The organism is Cupriavidus taiwanensis (assembly GCF_900250115.1).
Taxonomy (GTDB): domain Bacteria; phylum Pseudomonadota; class Gammaproteobacteria; order Burkholderiales; family Burkholderiaceae; genus Cupriavidus; species Cupriavidus taiwanensis_B.
In genome coordinates this window covers 2,867,978-2,885,973 of the sequence record NZ_LT984803.1, presented here as the reverse complement: position 1 = coordinate 2,885,973, position 17,996 = coordinate 2,867,978, and the positions used below count along the sequence as shown (strand labels likewise).

The following is a 17,996-nucleotide window of genomic DNA, read 5'->3' as shown; positions in this document are numbered from 1 at the left end:
AACGAAGCCGCCGGGGCGTCGTCGGGCTGGATCAGGCGGCTGCCGGGGCATGCGCGAACGGGCATGCCGGAAAAGACAAAGGCGGGAGTCGCGCGCGCGATCCGGGGATCAGAGCGCCTTCAGCGAGCCCTTGGGCAGCACCGTGGTCACGGCGTTCTTCTGCACCGTGATCTCGGTGCCTTCGGCGATTTCCAGGCTGACGTACTGGTCGGTGACCTTGGTCACGCGGCCCAGGATGCCGCCGGCGGTGACGACTTCGTCGTTCTTGGCCAGCGCTTCGAGCATTGCCTTGGCTTCCTTCTGGCGCTTCATCTGCGGGCGGATCATGATGAACCACAGCACACCAAACATCAGGATGATGGGCAGGAAGCTCATCAGGCCGCCAGCCGCGCCGCCGGCACCGGCGGTTTGGGCAAATGCGTTAGAAATCAGCACGTTGATTCTCCGTCACAAAGTCAATCAATTAATCGAACATTCTACCATTCGCACCCAGCCCGCCCTTGGCATTCTAGGGCGGAATACGGGTTTGTTCGGGTGCGCTGGGGGCAACTTGCGCGGCGGGCGCCGCGCCTCGACCGGCTATTCGACCGCCGGCGGCGCCAAAGTTCGCGCCGTGCCGCTTTGTCACTGCGTGCCGCGGGCGCGGTCGGCGGCAAACTGGCGGCGGAAGCCGGCAAAGCGGTGCTGCTCGATCGCCTCGCGCACCTCGCGCATCAGCTGCAGGTAGTAATGCAGGTTGTGGATGGTGTTCAGGCGCGCGCCCAGGATCTCGCCGACGCGGTGCAGGTGGTGCAAATAGGCGCGCGAGAAATTGCGGCAGGTGTAGCAGGCGCAGCTCTCGTCGAGCGGGCGCGGGTCGTTGCGGTGCGCGGCGTTCTTGATCTTGACGTCGCCGTAGCGGGTGAAGAGCCAGCCGTTGCGCGCGTTGCGGGTCGGCATCACGCAGTCGAACATGTCCACCCCGGCGGCGACGCCCGCGACCAGGTCTTCGGGCGTGCCCACGCCCATCAGATAGTGCGGCTTGTTGGCCGGCAGGCGCGGCGCCACGTGCTCGAGCACGCGCATCATGTCTTCCTTGGGCTCGCCCACCGACAGCCCGCCGATGGCGAAGCCATGGAAGTCCAGTTCGGACAGGCCGGCCAGCGACTCGTCGCGCAGGTCTTCGTACATGCCGCCCTGGACGATGCCGAACAGCGCATTGGGATTGGCCAGCCGCTCGAACTCGTCGCGCGAGCGCCTGGCCCAGCGCAGGCTCATGCGCATCGACCTGGCGGCTTCCTCGTGGGTGGCGGGACGGCCGTCGATCTCGTACGGCGTGCATTCGTCGAACTGCATCACGATGTCGGAATTCAGCGTGCGCTGGATCTGCATCGAGATCTCGGGCGACAGGAACAGCTTGTCGCCGTTGACGGGCGAGGCAAAGGTGACGCCATCCTCGGTGATCTTGCGCAGATCGCCCAGCGAAAACACCTGGAAGCCGCCGGAGTCGGTCAGGATCGGCTTGTCCCAGCCGATAAAGCGGTGCAGGCCGTCATGGGCGTTGACCACCTCCAGCCCGGGGCGCAGCCACAGGTGGAAGGTGTTGCCCAGGATGATGTGCGCGCCGATCTCGTTCAGTTCCAGCGGCGACATCGCCTTGACCGAGCCATAGGTGCCCACCGGCATGAAGATCGGCGTTTCGACCACGCCGTGGTTCAGCGTGACGCGGCCGCGGCGGGCGTTGCCGTCGGTGGTGATGAGTTCGAAGTTGAGCATGTCGAATAGTCTGAAATCAGGCCGCGGCGGCGGCGTCCGGCTGCCGGGTCAGCAGCATGGCGTCTCCGTAGCTGAAGAAGCGGTAGCGCTGCTCGACCGCATGGCGGTAGGCGGCGCGGATGGCTTGCAGCCCGGCCAGCGCCGACACCAGCATCAGCAGCGTCGACTTGGGCAGGTGGAAGTTGGTGATCAGCGCGTCGACCAGGCGGAAGCGGTAGCCGGGCGTGATGAAGATATCGGTGTCGCCGCTGCCGGCGGCGAGCGTGCCGTCGGCCTGCGCGGCCGATTCCAGCGCGCGCAGCGAGGTGGTGCCGACCGCGATCACGCGGCCGCCGCGCGCGCGGGTCGCTCGCACGGCCTGCGCCAGGTCTTCGGAAATCGCGTACCACTCCGAATGCATCTTGTGCTCGGCCAGGTTCTCGGTGCGCACCGGCTGGAAGGTGCCGGCACCCACGTGCAGCGTCAGGAAGGCGCGGCGCACGCCGGCGGCATCGAGGCGGGCGAACAGGGCGTCGTCGAAATGCAGGCCCGCGGTGGGCGCGGCGACCGCGCCGGGGCTGCGCGCGTAGACGGTCTGGTAGCGGGTCTCGTCGTAGGCGTCGGGGTCGTGCGTGATATACGGCGGCAGCGGCAGGCGGCCGTAGCGTTCGATCAGGTCCAGCGCCGGCTCGGGGAAGCGCAGCGTGAAGAACTGGTCCACGCGCGGGCCCACGGTCACGGCGAAGGCGCCGTCGGCCAGGTGCAGGGCGCTGCCTTCGGCCGGCGTCTTGGACGCGCGCACCTGGGCCAGCACGGTATCGCGATCGAGCACGCGCTCCACCAGCACCTCGACCTTGCCGCCGCTGGGCTTGTGGCCGAAGAAGCGGGCCTTGATCACGCGGGTGTCGTTGAACACCAGCAGGTCGTCCGGACCGAGGTAATCGACGATGTCGCTGAAGGCGCGGTCGACCATGCGCACCGCGTCGGTGCTGTCGCCGGGGGCGAGACGCTCCACCACCAGCAGCCGGCTGGCGCTGCGGTCGGGCAGCGCGCTCTGGGCGATCAGTTCGGGCGGCAGCGGAAAGTCGAAATCGGAAAGCGTCAACATCGTGGGAGGGGGCGGTCTGCGCGGGCTGCAGGCTGTGGCGGAGGCGGGCGCCGGGCATGGCGCGTCACTCCGCTGCCCGGGTTGGCAGCCGGCATGGGTACAATCGGCGAATCCGATATTGTAAGGCCACGGGCGCGCTTGCCGCCGCGCCGGGCGTGATACCGGCCATTCGCCGGCGCCGCGCCAGCCAGTCCAGCAGCCCGCAGCGACCGCTGCCAACTTTTTCGCCGATGCCCGGAACCGCCGCCGAACCGATCCAGGACCCTGCCGACGCCAACGACGCCAGCGACGCGGTGGCGCCCGCGCGCGGCAAGGCCGGCGCGGGCAAGGGCACATCCACGGCCGCCGCGCGGCTGGCCAAGCTGGGCCTGCGCCGCCCGGTCGACCTGGTGCTGCACCTGCCGATGCGCTACGAGGACGAGACCACGGTGGTGCCGATCGCCGAGGCCATCCACCGTGCCGGGCTCGGGCTGCCGGCGCAGGTGGAAGGCGAGGTCGTGACCAACGAAGTCACGTTCCGGCCGCGGCGCCAGCTGGTGGTGAAGATTGCCGACGACAGCGGCGAGCTGACCCTGCGCTTCCTCAACTTCTACGGCAGCCAGACCAGGCAGATGGCCGAAGGCGTGCGCCTGCGCGTGCGCGGCGAGGTGCGCGGCGGCTTCTTCGGCGCCGAGATGGTCCACCCGACGGTGCGGCCGGTGCTGGCGGGCGAGGCGCTGCCCGATCGGCTGACGCCGGTGTACCCGTCCACCGCCGGCATCCCGCAGGCCTATCTGCGCAAGGCCATCGGCGGTGCGCTGGCGCGTACCCCCTTGCCCGAGACGCTGCCGCAAGCGGTGCTGAAGGGGCCGCTGGCGCGCCTGCAGCTGCGTCCGCTGGCCGACTGCCTGCGGCTGCTGCACGCGCCGCCGCCGCAGGAAAGCGAGGCCGCGCTGGCCGACCGCTCGCACCCGGCGTGGCAGCGCGTCAAGTTCGACGAGCTGCTGGCGCAGCAGATCTCGCTGCGGCGCGCGCACGCGGCGCGCCGCGACAAGACCGCGCCGACCATGCCGCGCCGCGACGGCGGGCTGCTGACGCGCTTCCTGGCGGCCCTGCCGTTCCGGCTGACCGGCGCGCAGCAGCGCGTGGTCGGCGAGATCGCCGCCGACATGAGCCTGCCGCACCCGATGCACCGGCTGCTGCAGGGCGACGTCGGCAGCGGCAAGACCATCGTTGCCGCGCTGGCGGCGTGCCAGGCCATCGATGCCGGTTTCCAGGCAGCGCTGATGGCGCCGACCGAGATCCTGGCCGAGCAGCATTTCCGCAAGCTGTCCGCGTGGCTGGAACCGCTGGGCGTGCCGGTGGCGTGGCTGGCCGGCAGCCAGAAGGCGCGCGACAAGCGCGCGGCGGTGGCGCGCGTGGAAGCGGGCGAGGCCCAGCTGGTGATCGGCACCCATGCGCTGATCCAGGACACCGTGCGCTTTGCCAGGCTGGGGCTGTCGGTGGTCGACGAGCAGCACCGCTTCGGCGTGGCGCAGCGGCTGGCGCTGCGCGGCAAGGCCGGCGCGGCCGAGCAGCCCGCCGCGGGCAGCGCCGCCGAAACCGTGCCGCACCAGCTGATGATGTCGGCCACGCCGATCCCGCGCACGCTGGCCATGACCTATTACGCCGACCTCGACGTCTCGGTGATCGATGAACTGCCGCCGGGGCGCACCCCCATCGTCACGCGTCTGGTCAACGACGAGCGCCGCGACGAGGTGATCGGGCGCATCCACCATGCCGCCGCCGAAGGCCGCCAGGTCTACTGGGTGTGCCCGCTGATCGAGGAAAGCGAGGCGCTGCAGCTGCAGACCGCGGTCGAGACCTACGAGACCCTGGTGGCGGCGCTGCCCGACCTGCGCGTGGGCCTGGTGCACGGGCGCCTGCCGCCGGCGGAGAAGGCCGCGGTGATGGACGACTTCAGCGCCAACCGGCTGCAGGTGCTGGTAGCCACGACCGTGATCGAGGTGGGCGTGGACGTGCCCAATGCCTCGCTGATGGTGATCGAGCATGCCGAGCGCTTCGGCCTGGCGCAGCTGCACCAGCTGCGCGGCCGGGTCGGGCGCGGCAGCGCCGAATCGGTGTGCCTGCTGATGTACCAGGCGCCGCTGTCGCCCACCGCGCGCGAGCGCCTGGCGACCATGCGCGAGACAACCGACGGCTTCGAGATTGCGCGGCGCGACCTGGAGATCCGTGGCCCGGGCGAATTCCTCGGCGCGCGCCAGTCGGGCGAGGCGATGTTGCGCTTTGCCGACCTGCAGACCGATGCCTGGCTGGTCGAGTATGCCCAGGCGGCGGCCGAGCTGATGCTGGCGCACTATCCGGAAGCGGTGGAAGCGCACTTGTCGCGCTGGCTGGGCGGGCGCGAGCACTACCTGAAGGCCTGACTGAAGTCTGGCTGGCCGGGTTTGTGAAGGAGCCGGCTCATGCCGGTTCGCGTGAAGCGGACACTCTGACAGATCGGGCAATCGAAGGTAAAATCTATCGCCTACCCGGATTTGATAAGTCATGACGCTCACCGAACTCAAGTACATCGTCGCCGTGGCGCGCGAGCGCCATTTCGGCCGGGCCGCCGAGGCCTGCTTCGTATCGCAGCCGACACTGTCGGTCGCCATCAAGAAGCTGGAAGACGAACTCAACGTGCAGATCTTCGAGCGCGGCACCTCCGAAGTGTCGGTGACCTCGGTCGGCGAGCAGATCGTGGCGCAGGCCCAGCGGGTGCTGGAGCAGACCATGGCCATCCGCGAGATCGCCAAGCAGGGCAAGGACCCGCTGGCCGGGCCGCTGCGCGTGGGCGTGATCTACACCATCGGGCCGTACCTGCTGCCGTCGCTGGTCAAGCAGATGATCGACACCGTGCCGCAGATGCCGCTGATGCTGCAGGAGAACTACACCCACAAGCTGATCGAGCTGCTCAAGCAGGGCGAGATCGACTGCGCGGTGATGGCCGAGCCGTTCCCCGATTCCGGCCTGACGGTGCGCCCGCTCTATGACGAGCCCTTCGTCGTGGCGGTGCCGCGCGGCCACCAGCTGGCGCAGGTCCACGCCGTCGATCCCGAGGAACTGAAGCAGCAGACCATGCTGCTGCTGGGCAGCGGCCACTGCTTCCGCGACCACGTGCTGGGCGTGTGCCCCGAGCTGTCGCGCTTTTCGCAAGCGGCCGACGGCATCCAGAAGACCTTTGAAGGCTCGTCGCTGGAGACCATCCGCCATATGGTGGCCAGCGGGGTCGGCATCACCGTGCTGCCGCGCACCTCGGTGCCCGACCTGAAGGCCAAGGGCGACATGCTGTCGTACGTGCCGTTTGCCGATCCGGTGCCCGACCGGCGCGTGGTGCTGGCCTGGCGCAAGAGCTTCACCCGGCTGCCGGCGATGGAAGCGCTGGCCAAGGCCGTGGCGGCCTGCGACCTGCCCGGCGTGCGCAAGCTCGACGCCAAGGAACTGGCCGAAGCCGCCTGAGCGTCGCGTCAAAGAACTGTCCATGCAACGGTCGCAGCGGAGATTCCGCTGCGGCCGTTGTCATTTGTGCTTCTCCTGACGGGTCAGTTCCCAGGCAGTCCCGCGGCGGTCACCCGTCGCCGGCATAAGTTTCACTAACCCCGGATAGATTTGACCTAATACATAGGTATAAATAATTAAATTCTCAACTTAATAGATAATTTGTAGACTGGCCCTGTCGATGCGGATGGCGTCGACGCAAGACAGGAACCGATGATGAGCACCAGCGCCAAGTCCCTGAGAACCACACCGACACAGCCCCGTTTTTCCCTCCGCATGGGGCGCTGCCTGCTCGATTGCCTTGCCTGCTATGCCGCTGCGCACTGACGCGGCATTCCCCTACAGCCGACCCACAAAGAGGAAAAGATGAGCAAGAAGGACACTCTCACCACTGCCGCCGGCGCACCGGTCGCCGATAACCAGAACTCGCAGACCGCCGGCCCGCGCGGCCCGATGCTGCTGCAGGACGTCTGGTTCCTGGAAAAGCTGGCCCACTTTGACCGCGAGGTCATTCCCGAGCGCCGCGTCCACGCCAAGGGCTCCGGCGCCTATGGCACGCTGCGCATCACCCATGACATCACCCAGTACACCAAGGCTTCGGTGTTTGCCGAGGTCGGCAAGGAAACGCCGCTGTTCATCCGCTTCTCCACCGTCGCCGGCGAGCGCGGCGCGGCCGACGCCGAGCGCGACGTGCGCGGCTTCTCGATCAAGTTCTATACCGACGAAGGCAACTGGGACCTGGTCGGCAACAACACGCCGGTGTTCTTCGTGCGCGACCCGCTCAAGTTCCCCGACTTCATCCACACGCAGAAGCGCAACCCGCGCACCAACCTGCGCGACCCGATCGCGGTATGGGACTTCTGGTCGCGCCATCCGGAATCGCTGCACCAGGTCACCATCCTGATGAGCGACCGCGGACTGCCGCAGAACTACCGGCAGATGCACGGCTTCGGCTCGCACACGTACGCGTTCATCAACGCCAATAACGAGCGCTTCTACGTCAAGTTCCACTTCAAGTCGCAGCAGGGCGTGGATAACTGGACCAACGAGGAAGCGGCCAGGGTGGTGGCCAACGACCGCGAGAGCGCCCAGCGCGACCTGTTCGACAATATCGAGCGCGGCAACTTCCCGCGCTGGAACCTGCGCGTGCAGGTCATGCCGGAGGCCGAGGCGGCCAAGTACCACATCAACCCGTTCGACCTGACCAAGGTCTGGCCGCACAAGGACTACCCGCTGATCGACGTGGGCGTGGTCGAGCTCAACCGCAACCCGGACAACTACTTTGCCGAGGTCGAGCAGGTGGCGATGAACCCGGCCAACATCGTGCCCGGCATCGGCTTTTCGCCCGACAAGATGCTGCAGGGGCGGCTGTTCTCGTATGGCGACACGCAGCGCTACCGGCTGGGCATCAACCACGCGCAGATCCCGGTCAATGCACCGAAATGCCCGTTCCACAACAGCTTCCACCGTGACGGGGCGATGCGCGTGGACGGCAACCAGGGCGGCAAGCTCAACTACGAGCCTAACCGCGAAAGCGCCTACGCCGCCAGCGAGCGCGCGCTCGAGCCGCCGCTGGCACTCGACGGCGCCGCCGACCGCTGGGACCACCGCGTCGACACCGACTACTACAGCCAGCCCGGCGCGCTGTTCCGCCTGTTCGACGAAGGCCAGCGCCAGCGGCTGTTCGCCAATATCGCCGCGGCGATGCAGGGCGTGCCGGAGGAAATCGTGCGGGTCCAGCTGGAACACTTCAGCAAGGCCGACCCGGCCTACGGCGAGGGCGTGAAGCGCGCGCTCAACCTGCGATAGGCACCTGCCAGGCAACGGCCAACCGGCGTGGGGTTTGGCCGGGACCGTTGCCCGGTGCAATAATGCGGGGTACTGCGCCGCCCGGCCCCGAATCGGCAAGCCCGGCGGCGCTCCTCGTGGCTATACCTGAACGGAGCGTATCTACCATGGCAAAGAAGAACGAGATGAGCGTGAATATCGGTATTTCCGACAAGGACCGCAAGAAGATCGCGGAAGGGCTGTCCAAGCTGCTGGCGGACACGTACACGCTCTACCTCAAGACCCACAACTTCCACTGGAACGTGACGGGTCCGATGTTCAATACGCTGCATCTGATGTTCGAGACCCAGTACAACGAGCTGGCGCTGGCCGTGGATTCGATCGCCGAGCGTATCCGCGCGCTGGGCTACCCGGCCCCGGGCACCTACAAGGAGTACGCGCGCCTGTCGTCGATCGCCGAGGAAGAGGGCGTGCCCGAGGCCACCGACATGATCCGCAAGCTGGTCGAAGGCCAGGAAGCCGTGGTGCGCACCGCGCGCTCGATCTTCCCGGTGATCGATGCCGCCGGCGATGAGCCCTCGGCCGACCTGCTGACCCAGCGCATGCAGACGCATGAAAAGACCGCGTGGATGCTGCGCTCGATGCTGGCCTGAGGCCGGCCCGCTCTCCTGGCTGCCGCGCCCGCGGCGGCCGGCACTGCGCGTCGCAGCCGTCCGGGCTGCGGCGCGTTTTCATTGAATCGCCCGCCCCGGATCCACGCCGTGCAGACCCTCTCGCCGTTGCCCCCGACCTCCATGCTTGAACGCCTTGCCCTTTACGCGCGCCTGGTGCGCATCGACAAGCCCATCGGCACGCTGCTGCTGCTGTGGCCGACGCTGTGGGCCATGTGGATGGCGGCGGACGGGCCGCCGCGCCGGGGCCTGTTCTGGATCTTCGTCGCCGGCACCTTCCTGATGCGCTCGGCCGGCTGCGCCATCAACGACTGGGCCGACCGCGACTTCGACAAGCACGTCAAGCGCACCCGCGAGCGCCCGCTGACCGCCGGCAAGATCGCCGCGTGGGAAGCGCTGGCGGTCGCCGCCGTGCTGGCGCTGGTGGCGTTTGCGCTGGTGCTGCCGCTGAATGCGCTGACCAAGTGGCTGGCGGTGGTGGCGGCGGTGGTGGCGGGCACGTACCCGTTCTTCAAGCGCTTCTTTGCCATTCCGCAGGCCTATCTGGGGATCGCGTTCGGCTTCGGCATCCCGATGGCGTTCGCCGCGATCCAGGACCAGGTGCCGCCGGTGGCGTGGCTGATGCTGCTGGCCAATGTGTTCTGGGCGGTGGCGTATGACACCGCCTATGCCATGGTCGATCGCGACGACGACCTGCTGCTCGGCATGAAGACCTCGGCCATCACCTTCGGTCGCTTCGACGTGGCGGCGATCATGCTGTGCTATGGCGCATTCTTCGCACTGATGGCGTGGACGGGCATGCTGCTCGGCCTGGGGTGGCCGTACTGGGCGGGGCTGGTGGCCGCGATCGGCTGTGCCGGCTACCACCACACGCTGATCCGGGATCGAGACCGGATGCGGTGCTTCGCGGCGTTCCGGCACAACAACTGGCTGGGGGCCTGCGTGTTTGCCGGGACGGCGCTGGCGTATGCGGTGCGGTGACGGGTACGCTGGCTGAGGGTGTGCTCCCCTCTCCCATTTATGGGAGAGGGGCGGGGGAGAGGGCCGGCGTATCAACGAAGTGAGAGGCTGGCGTCCTTGGCACGCGCTTGCCCTCTCCCCCGGCCCCTCTCCCGCAGGCGGGAGAGGGGAGCTTGCTGCGGGCGCTCTGGTACTTCAATCCTTCCCGAACTCCGCCCCCATCTCCTTGCCGCGCGCCGCTGCCGCATGCATGGCGCGCACGAAGGCATCGGCAATGCCGCCCGCATCCATTGCCGTCAGCGCCGCGTAGGTAGTCCCGCCCTTGGACGTCACGCGTTCGCGCAGCGTTGCCACCGGTTCGGGCGACTGTCCCGCCAGCGTGGCCGCGCCGCGGAAGGTTTCCACCGCGAGTTCGCGTCCCTGCTCGGCGCTCAGCCCCAGTTCGGTGGCGGCGCGCTGCATGGCCTCGATGAAATAGAACACATAGGCCGGACCGCTGCCGGAAATCGCGGTGACGGCGTCGATCTGGTCATCGCCATCGACCCACACGCACTTGCCGACGGCCTCGGCCACGGCGCTGGCAATGGCCCGGTCCGCGGCCGAGAGCCCGGCCGGTGCCGCCAGCCCGGTCATGCCCATGCCCGACAGCGCCGGCGTATTCGGCATCGCCCGCACCACGCGGGTGTGCCCGCCGAGCCAGCGCTGCATGTCCTGCAGCCGGATGCCGGCGGCCACGCTGATCACCAGGTTGCCCCGGCCGCCGGCCGGCAGGTGCGGCAGCAGCTGCGCCGCGGCGTCGCGGAACTGCTGCGGCTTGACCGCCAGCACCAGCACGTCGCTGGCGCCGAAGGCGGCGTCCGGCGCCGCGGCGGCATGCACGCCGAGGTCGCGCGCCAGGCGCTGCTGCGCTTCCGGGAACGGGTCGACCACGCGGATCGCGCCGGCGGGCACGCCGCGCGCGATCAGGCCGCCGATCAGTGCGGAAGCCATGTTGCCGCCGCCGAGAAAGCCGAAGGTGAGGGTGTCGAGCATGAAGGTCTCTGGGGTCTGAAAGATTCCGGTCGGGGCGCGGACGTCAGCCGCGCGCGCCGAAGATGGCGGTGCCGATCCGCACCAGGGTCGCGCCCTCGGCAATGGCGGCCTCCATGTCGCCCGACATGCCCATCGACAGCGTGTCGAGCGCCAGGCCGTCGCCGCGCAGCGCCTGCAGCATGGCACGCATGGCGGCGAACGGGCGGCGTTGCGCGGCGGGCTCGTGTGCGGGTTCGGGGATCGCCATCAGCCCGCGCAGTTGCAGGCCGGGCAGGGCCGCGACAGCATGCGCCAGCGCGGGCACCTCGGCCGGGGCGACGCCGCTCTTGCTGGCTTCGCCGCTGATATTGACCTGGATGCAGACCTGCAGCGCCGGCATGCCGGCCGGGCGCTGCGCCGACAGCCGCTCGGCGATCTTGAGCCGGTCGATGGTGTGGACCCAGTCGAAATGTTCCGCCACCGGCCGCGTCTTGTTGCTCTGCAGCGGGCCGATGAAATGCCATTGCAGCTGGTCGCGCAGGTCGGCCAGCGCGGCGATCTTGTCGATGCCTTCCTGGACGTAGTTTTCGCCGAAAGCGAGCTGTCCGGCGGCGTATGCGGCCCTTATGCGGTCGGGGGAAACGGTCTTGGAAACCGCCAGCAGGGCGACGTCCGCGGGCTGCCTGCCAGCCTGTTGTGCTGCCGCCGCAATGCCCTGGCGCACGGCTTGCAAGTTGGCGGCAATCACAGACATAATCCGGCGAACATATATAAAAGGTACCTCAAGTACCGATAACAAATCAGGGTGGGGTCATTATAGATGGACATCGCGCAGCTATTGGCTTTCGCCGTCAAGAACAAGGCGTCCGATCTTCATCTGTCCGCGGACATGCCGCCGATGGTGCGGATCCACGGCGACATGCGCCGCATCAACGTCGCCTCGATGACGCACAAGGATGTCCACGCCATGGTGTACGACATCATGAGCGACACCCAGCGCAAGGCCTACGAGGAACGCCTCGAAATCGATTTCTCGTTCGAGATCGCCGGCCTGTCGCGCTTCCGCGTCAATGCCTATAACACCCAGCGCGGCGCCGCCGCGGTGTTCCGTACCATTCCTTCCAAGGTGCTGACGCTGGAAGAGCTGCGCGCGCCGGCGGTATTTGCCGACCTGTGCATGAAGCCGCGCGGGCTGGTGCTGGTGACCGGGCCGACCGGCTCGGGCAAGTCCACCACGCTGGCGGCGATGGTCGACCATCGCAATGAAAACGACATGGGCCACATCCTGACGGTGGAGGACCCGATCGAATTCGTGCACGGCTCCAAGAAGAGCCTGATCAACCAGCGCGAGCTGGGGCCGCATACGCATTCGTTTGCCAACGCGCTGCGCTCGGCGCTGCGCGAAGACCCCGACGTGATCCTGGTGGGCGAGTTGCGCGACCTCGAAACCATCCGCCTGGCGCTGACCGCGGCCGAGACCGGCCACCTGGTCTTCGGCACGCTGCACACCAGCTCGGCGGCCAAGACCATCGACCGCGTGGTCGACGTGTTCCCGCCCGAAGAGAAGGACATGGTGCGCACCATGCTGTCGGAATCGCTCGAGGCAGTGATCTCGCAGACGCTGCTGAAGACCCGCGACGGCAACGGCCGCACCGCCGCGCACGAGATCATGATCGCCACCCCCGCGATCCGCCACTTGATCCGCGAGAACAAGATCGCGCAGATGTACTCGATGATGCAGACCAGCAGCGGGCTGGGCATGCAGACGCTGGACCAGTGCCTGTCGGACCTGATCAAGCGCAGCGTCATCAGCTACAACGACGCGCGCGCGATTGCCAAGAATCCGGACGCCTTCATGGGCTGAGGCCCGTCTTCGCCCTTCCTCCAGCAGGACACCGCCATGCTCGACCGCGAATCCGCCGCCAAGTACATCAACGACCTGCTCGAGCTGATGGTCAGCAACCGCGGCTCTGACCTGTTCATCACCTCGGACTTCCCGCCGGCGATCAAGGTCGACGGCAAGATCACGCCGGTGTCGCAGCAGCCGCTGAACCCGACCCAGGCGCTGGGGCTGGTGCGCTCGGTGATGAACGAGCGCCAGGTGCAGGATTTCGATACCAGCCGCGAATGCAATTTCGCCATCAGCGCGCCCAAGGCCGGGCGCTTCCGCGTCTCGGCCTTCATCCAGCAGGGCAAGGCCGGCATGGTGGTGCGCACCATCAATACGCGCATCCCGTCGGTGGCCGACCTGGACCTGCCGCAGACGCTGCATGACGTGGTGATGGCCAAGCGCGGGCTGGTGATCGTCACCGGCGCGACCGGCTCGGGCAAGTCGACCACGCTGGCGGCGATGCTCGACCACCGCAACGCGCATTCCTACGGCCATATCATCACGATCGAGGATCCGATCGAGTACGTGCATGCCCACCAGAACTGCATCGTCACGCAGCGCGAGGTCGGCATCGATACCGAGTCCTGGCATGTGGCGCTGAAGAATACGCTGCGCCAGGCGCCCGACGTGATCCTGATCGGCGAGATCCGCGACCGCGAGACCATGGAGTACGCGATGCAGTACGCCGAGACCGGCCACCTGTGCCTGGCCACGCTGCACGCCAACAATGCCAACCAGGCGATCGACCGCGTGGTCAACTTCTTCCCCGAGGAGAAGCGCCAGCAGCTGCTGATCGACCTGTCGCTGAACCTGAAGGCGATGATCTCGCAGCGCCTGCTGCCGCGCGCGGGCCGCAAGGGCCGCGTGCCGGCGGTGGAAATCATGATCGGCACGCCGCTGGTGGCCGACCTGATCTTCAAGGGCGAGATCCACGAGCTCAAGGAAGTCATCAAGAAGTCGCGCGAGCAGGGCATGATCTCGTTCGACCAGGCGCTGTTCGACCTGTACGAGCAGGGCAAGATCACCTACGAGGACGCGCTGCGCAATGCCGACTCGCTCAACGACCTGCGCCTGATGATCAAGCTGCACAGCACCCATGCCAAGGACTCGGACCTGGGTGCCGGCACCGAGCATCTCAACGTCATCTGAGGGCTGCGCTTCGCTGCCCATGGCGGTATGCTTGGCTACCTACAGGAGTCTGCCATGAGCAATGTCTACCAGTTCGAAGCCAACTCGCTCGCCGGCCAGCCGGTGCCGCTGTCGCAGTTCCAGGGCAAGGTGATGCTGGTGGTCAATACCGCCAGCGAATGCGGCTTTACGCCGCAGTACCAGGGCCTGCAGAAGCTTTATGACGAATACCACGGGCGCGGCCTGGAGGTGCTGGGCTTCCCGTGCAACCAGTTCGGCAAGCAGGAGCCGGGCGATGCGCAGCAGATCGGGCAGTTCTGTGAAACCCGCTTCGCGGTGCGCTTCCCGATGTTCGCCAAGATCGACGTCAACGGCCCCAGCGCCCATCCGCTGTACCAGTGGCTGACCACCGAAAAGCGTGGCGTGCTCGGTACCCAGGGCATCAAGTGGAACTTCACCAAGTTCCTGCTGCGCCGCGACGGCACCGTGTTCAAGCGCTATGCGCCGACCACCAAGCCGGAAGAGCTGCGCGCCGATATCGAGCGGCTGCTGTCCGACCCCGCCGCCTGAGCCTCAGCTCCCGCCGGCGCGCACCGCGCGCAGGAAGCCGTTGAGCGAGCGGTCCGGGGTTTCGTGGAAATGGTCGTCGAGCATGCGGATGGCGCGGCAGCGGTCGAGCCGGAAGCTGCGGTAGTCCTCGCGCGTGGTGCACCACGTTGCCAGCAGCCAGGCATTGCCCCAGAAGAACAGCCCCAGCGGCATCACCACGCGTTCGGTGATGCGCTGCTGCACGTCGCAGTAGTCGAGCTGCAGCAGCTTGTGCGCGCCCAGCGCGCCATGGACCACGTCGAAGGCCTCGCGCACCTGCGCCTGGTTGACGTACTCGGGCGCGAACACGCGGCTTTGCTGGGCCGCCAGCCGGCGCGGCGGCGGCAGCGCGGCCATCAGCTTCTCCAGCGCCGGATCGGCCGCGGCGGCCAGCGCGCCACCACCCCAGGCCTTCAGCAGCCGCAGGCCGGCGACCAGCGCTTCGACTTCGATGGCGGTGAACATCAGCGGCGGGACGTCGAAATCGGCGCGCAGCCGGTAGCCGATGCCGGCCTCGCCCTCGACCGGCACGCCCGACAGCGACAGCGCCTGGATATCACGGTAGACGGTGCGTTCCGAGACCCCGAGCCGCTGCGCCAGCAGCGCCGCCGTGGTCAGGCGGCGGCCCCGCAGGACCTGCACGATCTGGAACAGGCGGTCGGCGCGGCGGCTCATCGGTCAGCGTGGTCCATGGCGGTCATCCGGCCACCGGCTCGTGCAGGCCGATGCGGTTGCCCTCGCTGTCGGTGATATGCGCGATGCGGCCGATCTCGCCCGGCAGCCGCAGCGGCCCGAACACGGTCTTGCCGCCGGCGCGCGCGGCACGCTCCAGTAGCGCATCGAGTTCCGGCGCATGCAGGTACGGCACCGTGCCGTAGTAGTTGCTGGGGCGGTAGCCTTCGCCGGCGACCAGCGCGCCGCCGGGATCGGGATGCGGAAACACCGCCATGTCGACCTGGCTCATGGTTTCGCGGCGCAGCCGGACATCGAACACCTGCTCGTAGAAGCCGACGGCGCGGTTCATGTCGATAACGGGGATTTCCAGCCAGTTGATCAGGCGGTGGCTCATGATGGGCTCCTGGGTTCCATGGGTAGGGGAGTGAGGAGCTCGCATCATGCGCGGGGGCTGCTGACAGCGTGCTGTCAGGAGGGTGTCAGTGCGGCATCCACGCCGCCATCACCGGCACCAGGATCGCGGTCAGCACGCCGTTCAGGCCCATGCCGAGCGCGGCAAAGGCGCCGGCTTCCTGGTTGACCTGGAACGCGCGCGCGGTGCCGATGCCGTGCGCGGCCACGCCGGTGGCGAAGCCGCGCACGCTGTAGTCGCGGACGCGCAGCAGGTTCAGCAGCATGGTCGCGCTGACCGCGCCGATGATGCCAGTGCCCATCACCAGCACCGCGGTCAGCGACGGCAGCCCGCCGATCTTCTCGGCCACGCCCATGGCGATCGGGATCGTCACCGACTTGGGCGCGAGCGAGCGCACCGTTTCCGGCGAGGCGCCGAGCAGCCAGGCAATGCCCACCGCCGACACCACCGCCACCACCGAGCCGGCCACCAGTCCGGCCAGCAACGGAAACACGTGGGTGCGCAGCTTGGGCAGCTGCAGGTACAGCGGCACCGCCAGCGCCACCGTCGCCGGTCCGAGCAGGAAGTGCACGAACTGCGCGCCGTCGAAGTAGGTCTTGTAGGGCGTGCCGGTGACCGTCAGCACCGTGACCAGCAGCGCCACCGCGATCATCACCGGATTGGCCAGCGGCGAGAAGCGCGATTTCTCGTAGATGCGGAAGGCGAACACATAGGCTAGCAGCGTCGCGGTCAGTCCCACCAGCGGGCTGGCGGCCAGGTAGACCCAGATCTCGTTCAGGCGCGGCGTCATCATGCCTGTTCCCCCTTGGCGTCGGCGGGCGGCGCGTCGGGGCTGCCGGAGCGCTTGCGCATCAGCATGCGCGTGACCACCGCGGTGGTGGCAATGGCCAGCCATGTCGACACCACCAGCGCGACCAGGATCGGCATCCATTCGCCCTCGATGCGGTTGGCGTGGACCATGATGCCGACGCCGGCCGGCACGAACAGCAGCGACAGGTGCTTGAGCAGCTCGGTGGTGGTGCCCTGGATCACGGGCAGCAGCCGGTCGTCGAAGACGAGCCAGCCGAACAGCAGGATCATGCCGAGCACGGGGCCGGGCACGGGCAGGGTCAGCGCGTAGCTGATCACCTCGCCGACGGACTGAAAAACCAACAGGATGGCAAAGGTCTGGAGCATGGGGGCGGTCGTGGTTGTGCATTCTCCGCTCTCCCTATGGGAGAGGGGCGACAACCACGGGGCCTTGCTCCGGCCGGAGGGCTTATCCCAGCATCCGGTCGACCAGTTCGATCCAGTGCATGACCGGCGTATCGGTGCCGCCCTGCAGGTGCGAGATGCAGCCGATATTGGCCGAGACGATGGCTTCGGGCTGGGTCGCCTGCAGTTTGGCGAGCTTGTCGTCGCGCAGGCGCTGGGCCAGTTCCGGCTGCAGCACCGAGTAAGTGCCCGCCGAGCCGCAGCACAGGTGGCTGTCAGCGCAGAGTTTGACTTCCACGCCGAGGCCGGTCAAGAGCGCTTCGACCTTGCCGCGGATCTGCTGGCCGTGCTGCAGCGTGCAGGGCGGGTGGTAGGCCACGCGCCGGCCGTCGCGCGGGACTGCGCCGGCGGCGGCGTGCAGGTCGTCGGCAAAGTCCGGCAGGATCTCGGACAGGTCTCGCGTCAGCGCCGAGATGCGGCGCGCGCGCTCGGCATAGGCGGGGTCGTTGCGCAGCAGGTGGCCGTAGTCCTTGACCATCGCGCCGCAGCCGGAGGCGGTCATCACGATGGCTTCGGCGCCGGCTTCGACATGCGGCCACCAGGCGTCGATATTGCGCCGCATATTGTCGAGGCCGCCATCGTGGTCGCCGGTGTGGAAGCGGATCGCGCCGCAGCAGCCGGCCTCGCGCGCCACCACCAGTTGTACGCCGACACGGTCGAACACGCGCGCGGTGGCGGCATTGATGTTGGGCGACATTGCCGGCTGCACGCAACCGTCGAGCAACAGCATCTTGCGCGCATGGGTGTTGCGCGGCCACGCGCCGGGCGCGGCGCTGGCCGACAGCGGCGGCACCTTGGCGCGCAGCGTGCCCGGCAGCAGCGGGCGCATCATCTGGCCCAGGCGCAGCGCCGTGCCGAACAGCGCCGGCCGCGTCAGTCCCTCGCGCAGCACCCAGCGCGCGATGCGCTGGCTGGCGGGACGCCGCACGCCCTCGGCCTCGAGCTGGTCGTCGACCAGCTGGCGGCCGATGTCGACCAGGCGGCCGTAGCGCACGCCGGACGGGCAGGTCGATTCGCAGTTGCGGCAGGTCAGGCAGCGGTCCAGGTGCAGGCGCGTGCTTTCGGTGATGGCATGGCCTTCGAGCACCTGCTTCATCAGGTAGATGCGCCCGCGCGGCCCGTCCAGTTCATCGCCGAGCAGCTGGTAGGTGGGGCAGGTGGCGGTGCAGAAGCCGCAATGCACGCATTTGCCGACGATGGATTTGGCTTCCTCGCCTTCGGGCGTGTCGCGGAGAAAATCGGCCAGGGTCGTTTGCATGA

18 protein-coding genes are annotated in these 17,996 nt (G+C 68.0%); 8 read left to right on the top strand and 10 right to left on the bottom strand.

The annotated features are described in order from the left end of the window. Positions 1-108: 108 nt before the first annotated feature. The 3 genes from yajC to queA form a co-directional block, all read right to left on the bottom strand. Entirely contained in the window at positions 109-435 is a 327-nt protein-coding gene (yajC, locus tag CBM2586_RS13455; protein ID WP_012353816.1) for a preprotein translocase subunit YajC, read from the bottom strand. A 189-nt stretch (positions 436-624) separates the two neighbouring features. After that, entirely contained in the window at positions 625-1,755 is a 1,131-nt protein-coding gene (gene tgt, locus CBM2586_RS13450; RefSeq protein WP_115661225.1) for a tRNA guanosine(34) transglycosylase Tgt, read from the bottom strand. Between the two features lie 16 nt (positions 1,756-1,771). Then, the gene (gene queA / locus CBM2586_RS13445; RefSeq protein ID WP_115687990.1) at positions 1,772-2,842 is read right to left on the bottom strand and encodes a tRNA preQ1(34) S-adenosylmethionine ribosyltransferase-isomerase QueA; all 1,071 of its coding nucleotides are present in this window, start codon (positions 2,840-2,842) and stop codon (positions 1,772-1,774) included. 230 nt (positions 2,843-3,072) lie between these two features. On the opposite strand from queA, the gene recG reads away from it, so the two are divergent. From recG to ubiA, 5 genes are all read left to right on the top strand, one after another. After that, the gene (gene recG / locus CBM2586_RS13440) at positions 3,073-5,247 is read left to right on the top strand and encodes an ATP-dependent DNA helicase RecG (RefSeq protein ID WP_115687988.1); all 2,175 of its coding nucleotides are present in this window, start codon (positions 3,073-3,075) and stop codon (positions 5,245-5,247) included. A 121-nt stretch (positions 5,248-5,368) separates the two neighbouring features. After that, positions 5,369-6,319 (top strand): LysR substrate-binding domain-containing protein, encoded by a 951-nt coding sequence (locus CBM2586_RS13435; RefSeq protein WP_115661228.1) that lies wholly within the window; start codon positions 5,369-5,371, stop codon positions 6,317-6,319. Between the two features lie 405 nt (positions 6,320-6,724). Next, the gene (locus CBM2586_RS13430; protein ID WP_115687986.1) at positions 6,725-8,167 is read left to right on the top strand and encodes a catalase; all 1,443 of its coding nucleotides are present in this window, start codon (positions 6,725-6,727) and stop codon (positions 8,165-8,167) included. A gap of 146 nt (positions 8,168-8,313) precedes the next feature. Beyond that, positions 8,314-8,799 (top strand): Dps family protein, encoded by a 486-nt coding sequence (locus CBM2586_RS13425; protein ID WP_092306463.1) that lies wholly within the window; start codon positions 8,314-8,316, stop codon positions 8,797-8,799. 141 nt (positions 8,800-8,940) lie between these two features. Further along, the gene (gene ubiA, locus CBM2586_RS13420; protein ID WP_115687984.1) at positions 8,941-9,798 is read left to right on the top strand and encodes a 4-hydroxybenzoate octaprenyltransferase; all 858 of its coding nucleotides are present in this window, start codon (positions 8,941-8,943) and stop codon (positions 9,796-9,798) included. Between the two features lie 174 nt (positions 9,799-9,972). Here the strand turns inward: ubiA and proC are convergent, their stop codons facing one another. Together proC and CBM2586_RS13410 are read right to left on the bottom strand one after the other, a co-directional pair. Beyond that, positions 9,973-10,809: a pyrroline-5-carboxylate reductase gene (gene proC, locus CBM2586_RS13415; protein ID WP_115687982.1), complete on the bottom strand. Its 837-nt coding sequence runs from the start codon at positions 10,807-10,809 to the stop codon at positions 9,973-9,975. Between the two features lie 43 nt (positions 10,810-10,852). After that, entirely contained in the window at positions 10,853-11,542 is a 690-nt protein-coding gene (locus CBM2586_RS13410) for a YggS family pyridoxal phosphate-dependent enzyme (protein WP_115687980.1), read from the bottom strand. Between the two features lie 66 nt (positions 11,543-11,608). On the opposite strand from CBM2586_RS13410, the gene CBM2586_RS13405 reads away from it, so the two are divergent. From CBM2586_RS13405 to CBM2586_RS13395, 3 genes are read left to right on the top strand one after another with little or no spacing between them, the layout of a single operon-like run. Further along, positions 11,609-12,652 carry a type IV pilus twitching motility protein PilT gene (locus CBM2586_RS13405; protein WP_115661233.1) on the top strand — a complete coding sequence of 348 codons (1,044 nt, stop codon included), beginning with the start codon at positions 11,609-11,611 and terminating at the stop codon, positions 12,650-12,652. 36 nt (positions 12,653-12,688) lie between these two features. Then, on the top strand, positions 12,689-13,828 hold the full coding sequence (locus CBM2586_RS13400; protein WP_092306471.1) for a PilT/PilU family type 4a pilus ATPase: 1,140 nt from the start codon (positions 12,689-12,691) through the stop codon (positions 13,826-13,828). Between the two features lie 54 nt (positions 13,829-13,882). After that, positions 13,883-14,377, top strand: a complete 495-nt coding sequence (locus CBM2586_RS13395; protein ID WP_115661234.1) for a glutathione peroxidase — start codon at positions 13,883-13,885, stop codon at positions 14,375-14,377. A gap of 3 nt (positions 14,378-14,380) precedes the next feature. On the opposite strand, the gene CBM2586_RS13390 is transcribed toward CBM2586_RS13395, so the two are convergent. From CBM2586_RS13390 to glcF, 5 genes are all read right to left on the bottom strand, one after another. After that, the gene (locus CBM2586_RS13390) at positions 14,381-15,070 is read right to left on the bottom strand and encodes a helix-turn-helix transcriptional regulator (protein ID WP_115661235.1); all 690 of its coding nucleotides are present in this window, start codon (positions 15,068-15,070) and stop codon (positions 14,381-14,383) included. A 22-nt stretch (positions 15,071-15,092) separates the two neighbouring features. After that, entirely contained in the window at positions 15,093-15,464 is a 372-nt protein-coding gene (locus CBM2586_RS13385) for a VOC family protein (protein WP_181924347.1), read from the bottom strand. An 85-nt stretch (positions 15,465-15,549) separates the two neighbouring features. Then, complete coding sequence (locus CBM2586_RS13380) at positions 15,550-16,275, bottom strand: LrgB family protein (protein WP_115661237.1); 726 nt, start codon at positions 16,273-16,275, stop codon at positions 15,550-15,552. Next, the gene (locus tag CBM2586_RS13375) at positions 16,272-16,658 is read right to left on the bottom strand and encodes a CidA/LrgA family protein (protein WP_115661238.1); all 387 of its coding nucleotides are present in this window, start codon (positions 16,656-16,658) and stop codon (positions 16,272-16,274) included. Before CBM2586_RS13375 ends, CBM2586_RS13380 begins: the two co-directional genes overlap by 4 nt. An 82-nt stretch (positions 16,659-16,740) precedes the next feature. Then, a complete protein-coding gene (glcF, locus tag CBM2586_RS13370) occupies positions 16,741-17,994 on the bottom strand; it encodes a glycolate oxidase subunit GlcF (protein ID WP_115661239.1) in 1,254 nt (417 codons plus the stop codon). Between the last annotated feature and the right edge of the window lie 2 nt (positions 17,995-17,996).

Bases quoted from the DNA above. Each gene is read 5' to 3' on its own strand.
- tgt (WP_115661225.1), bottom strand. From the start codon at position 1,755: ATGCTCAACTTCGAACTCATCACCACCGACGGCAACGCCCGCCGCGGC.
- queA (WP_115687990.1), bottom strand. From the start codon at position 2,842: ATGTTGACGCTTTCCGATTTCGACTTTCCGCTGCCGCCCGAACTGATC.
- recG (WP_115687988.1), top strand. From the start codon at position 3,073: ATGCCCGGAACCGCCGCCGAACCGATCCAGGACCCTGCCGACGCCAAC.
- CBM2586_RS13435 (WP_115661228.1), top strand. From the start codon at position 5,369: ATGACGCTCACCGAACTCAAGTACATCGTCGCCGTGGCGCGCGAGCGC.
- CBM2586_RS13430 (WP_115687986.1), top strand. From the start codon at position 6,725: ATGAGCAAGAAGGACACTCTCACCACTGCCGCCGGCGCACCGGTCGCC.
- CBM2586_RS13425 (WP_092306463.1), top strand. From the start codon at position 8,314: ATGGCAAAGAAGAACGAGATGAGCGTGAATATCGGTATTTCCGACAAG.
- ubiA (WP_115687984.1), top strand. From the start codon at position 8,941: ATGCTTGAACGCCTTGCCCTTTACGCGCGCCTGGTGCGCATCGACAAG.
- proC (WP_115687982.1), bottom strand. From the start codon at position 10,809: ATGCTCGACACCCTCACCTTCGGCTTTCTCGGCGGCGGCAACATGGCT.
- CBM2586_RS13410 (WP_115687980.1), bottom strand. From the start codon at position 11,542: ATGTCTGTGATTGCCGCCAACTTGCAAGCCGTGCGCCAGGGCATTGCG.
- CBM2586_RS13405 (WP_115661233.1), top strand. From the start codon at position 11,609: ATGGACATCGCGCAGCTATTGGCTTTCGCCGTCAAGAACAAGGCGTCC.
- CBM2586_RS13400 (WP_092306471.1), top strand. From the start codon at position 12,689: ATGCTCGACCGCGAATCCGCCGCCAAGTACATCAACGACCTGCTCGAG.
- CBM2586_RS13395 (WP_115661234.1), top strand. From the start codon at position 13,883: ATGAGCAATGTCTACCAGTTCGAAGCCAACTCGCTCGCCGGCCAGCCG.
- CBM2586_RS13390 (WP_115661235.1), bottom strand. From the start codon at position 15,070: ATGAGCCGCCGCGCCGACCGCCTGTTCCAGATCGTGCAGGTCCTGCGG.
- CBM2586_RS13385 (WP_181924347.1), bottom strand. From the start codon at position 15,464: ATGAGCCACCGCCTGATCAACTGGCTGGAAATCCCCGTTATCGACATG.
- CBM2586_RS13380 (WP_115661237.1), bottom strand. From the start codon at position 16,275: ATGATGACGCCGCGCCTGAACGAGATCTGGGTCTACCTGGCCGCCAGC.
- CBM2586_RS13375 (WP_115661238.1), bottom strand. From the start codon at position 16,658: ATGCTCCAGACCTTTGCCATCCTGTTGGTTTTTCAGTCCGTCGGCGAG.
- glcF (WP_115661239.1), bottom strand. From the start codon at position 17,994: ATGCAAACGACCCTGGCCGATTTTCTCCGCGACACGCCCGAAGGCGAG.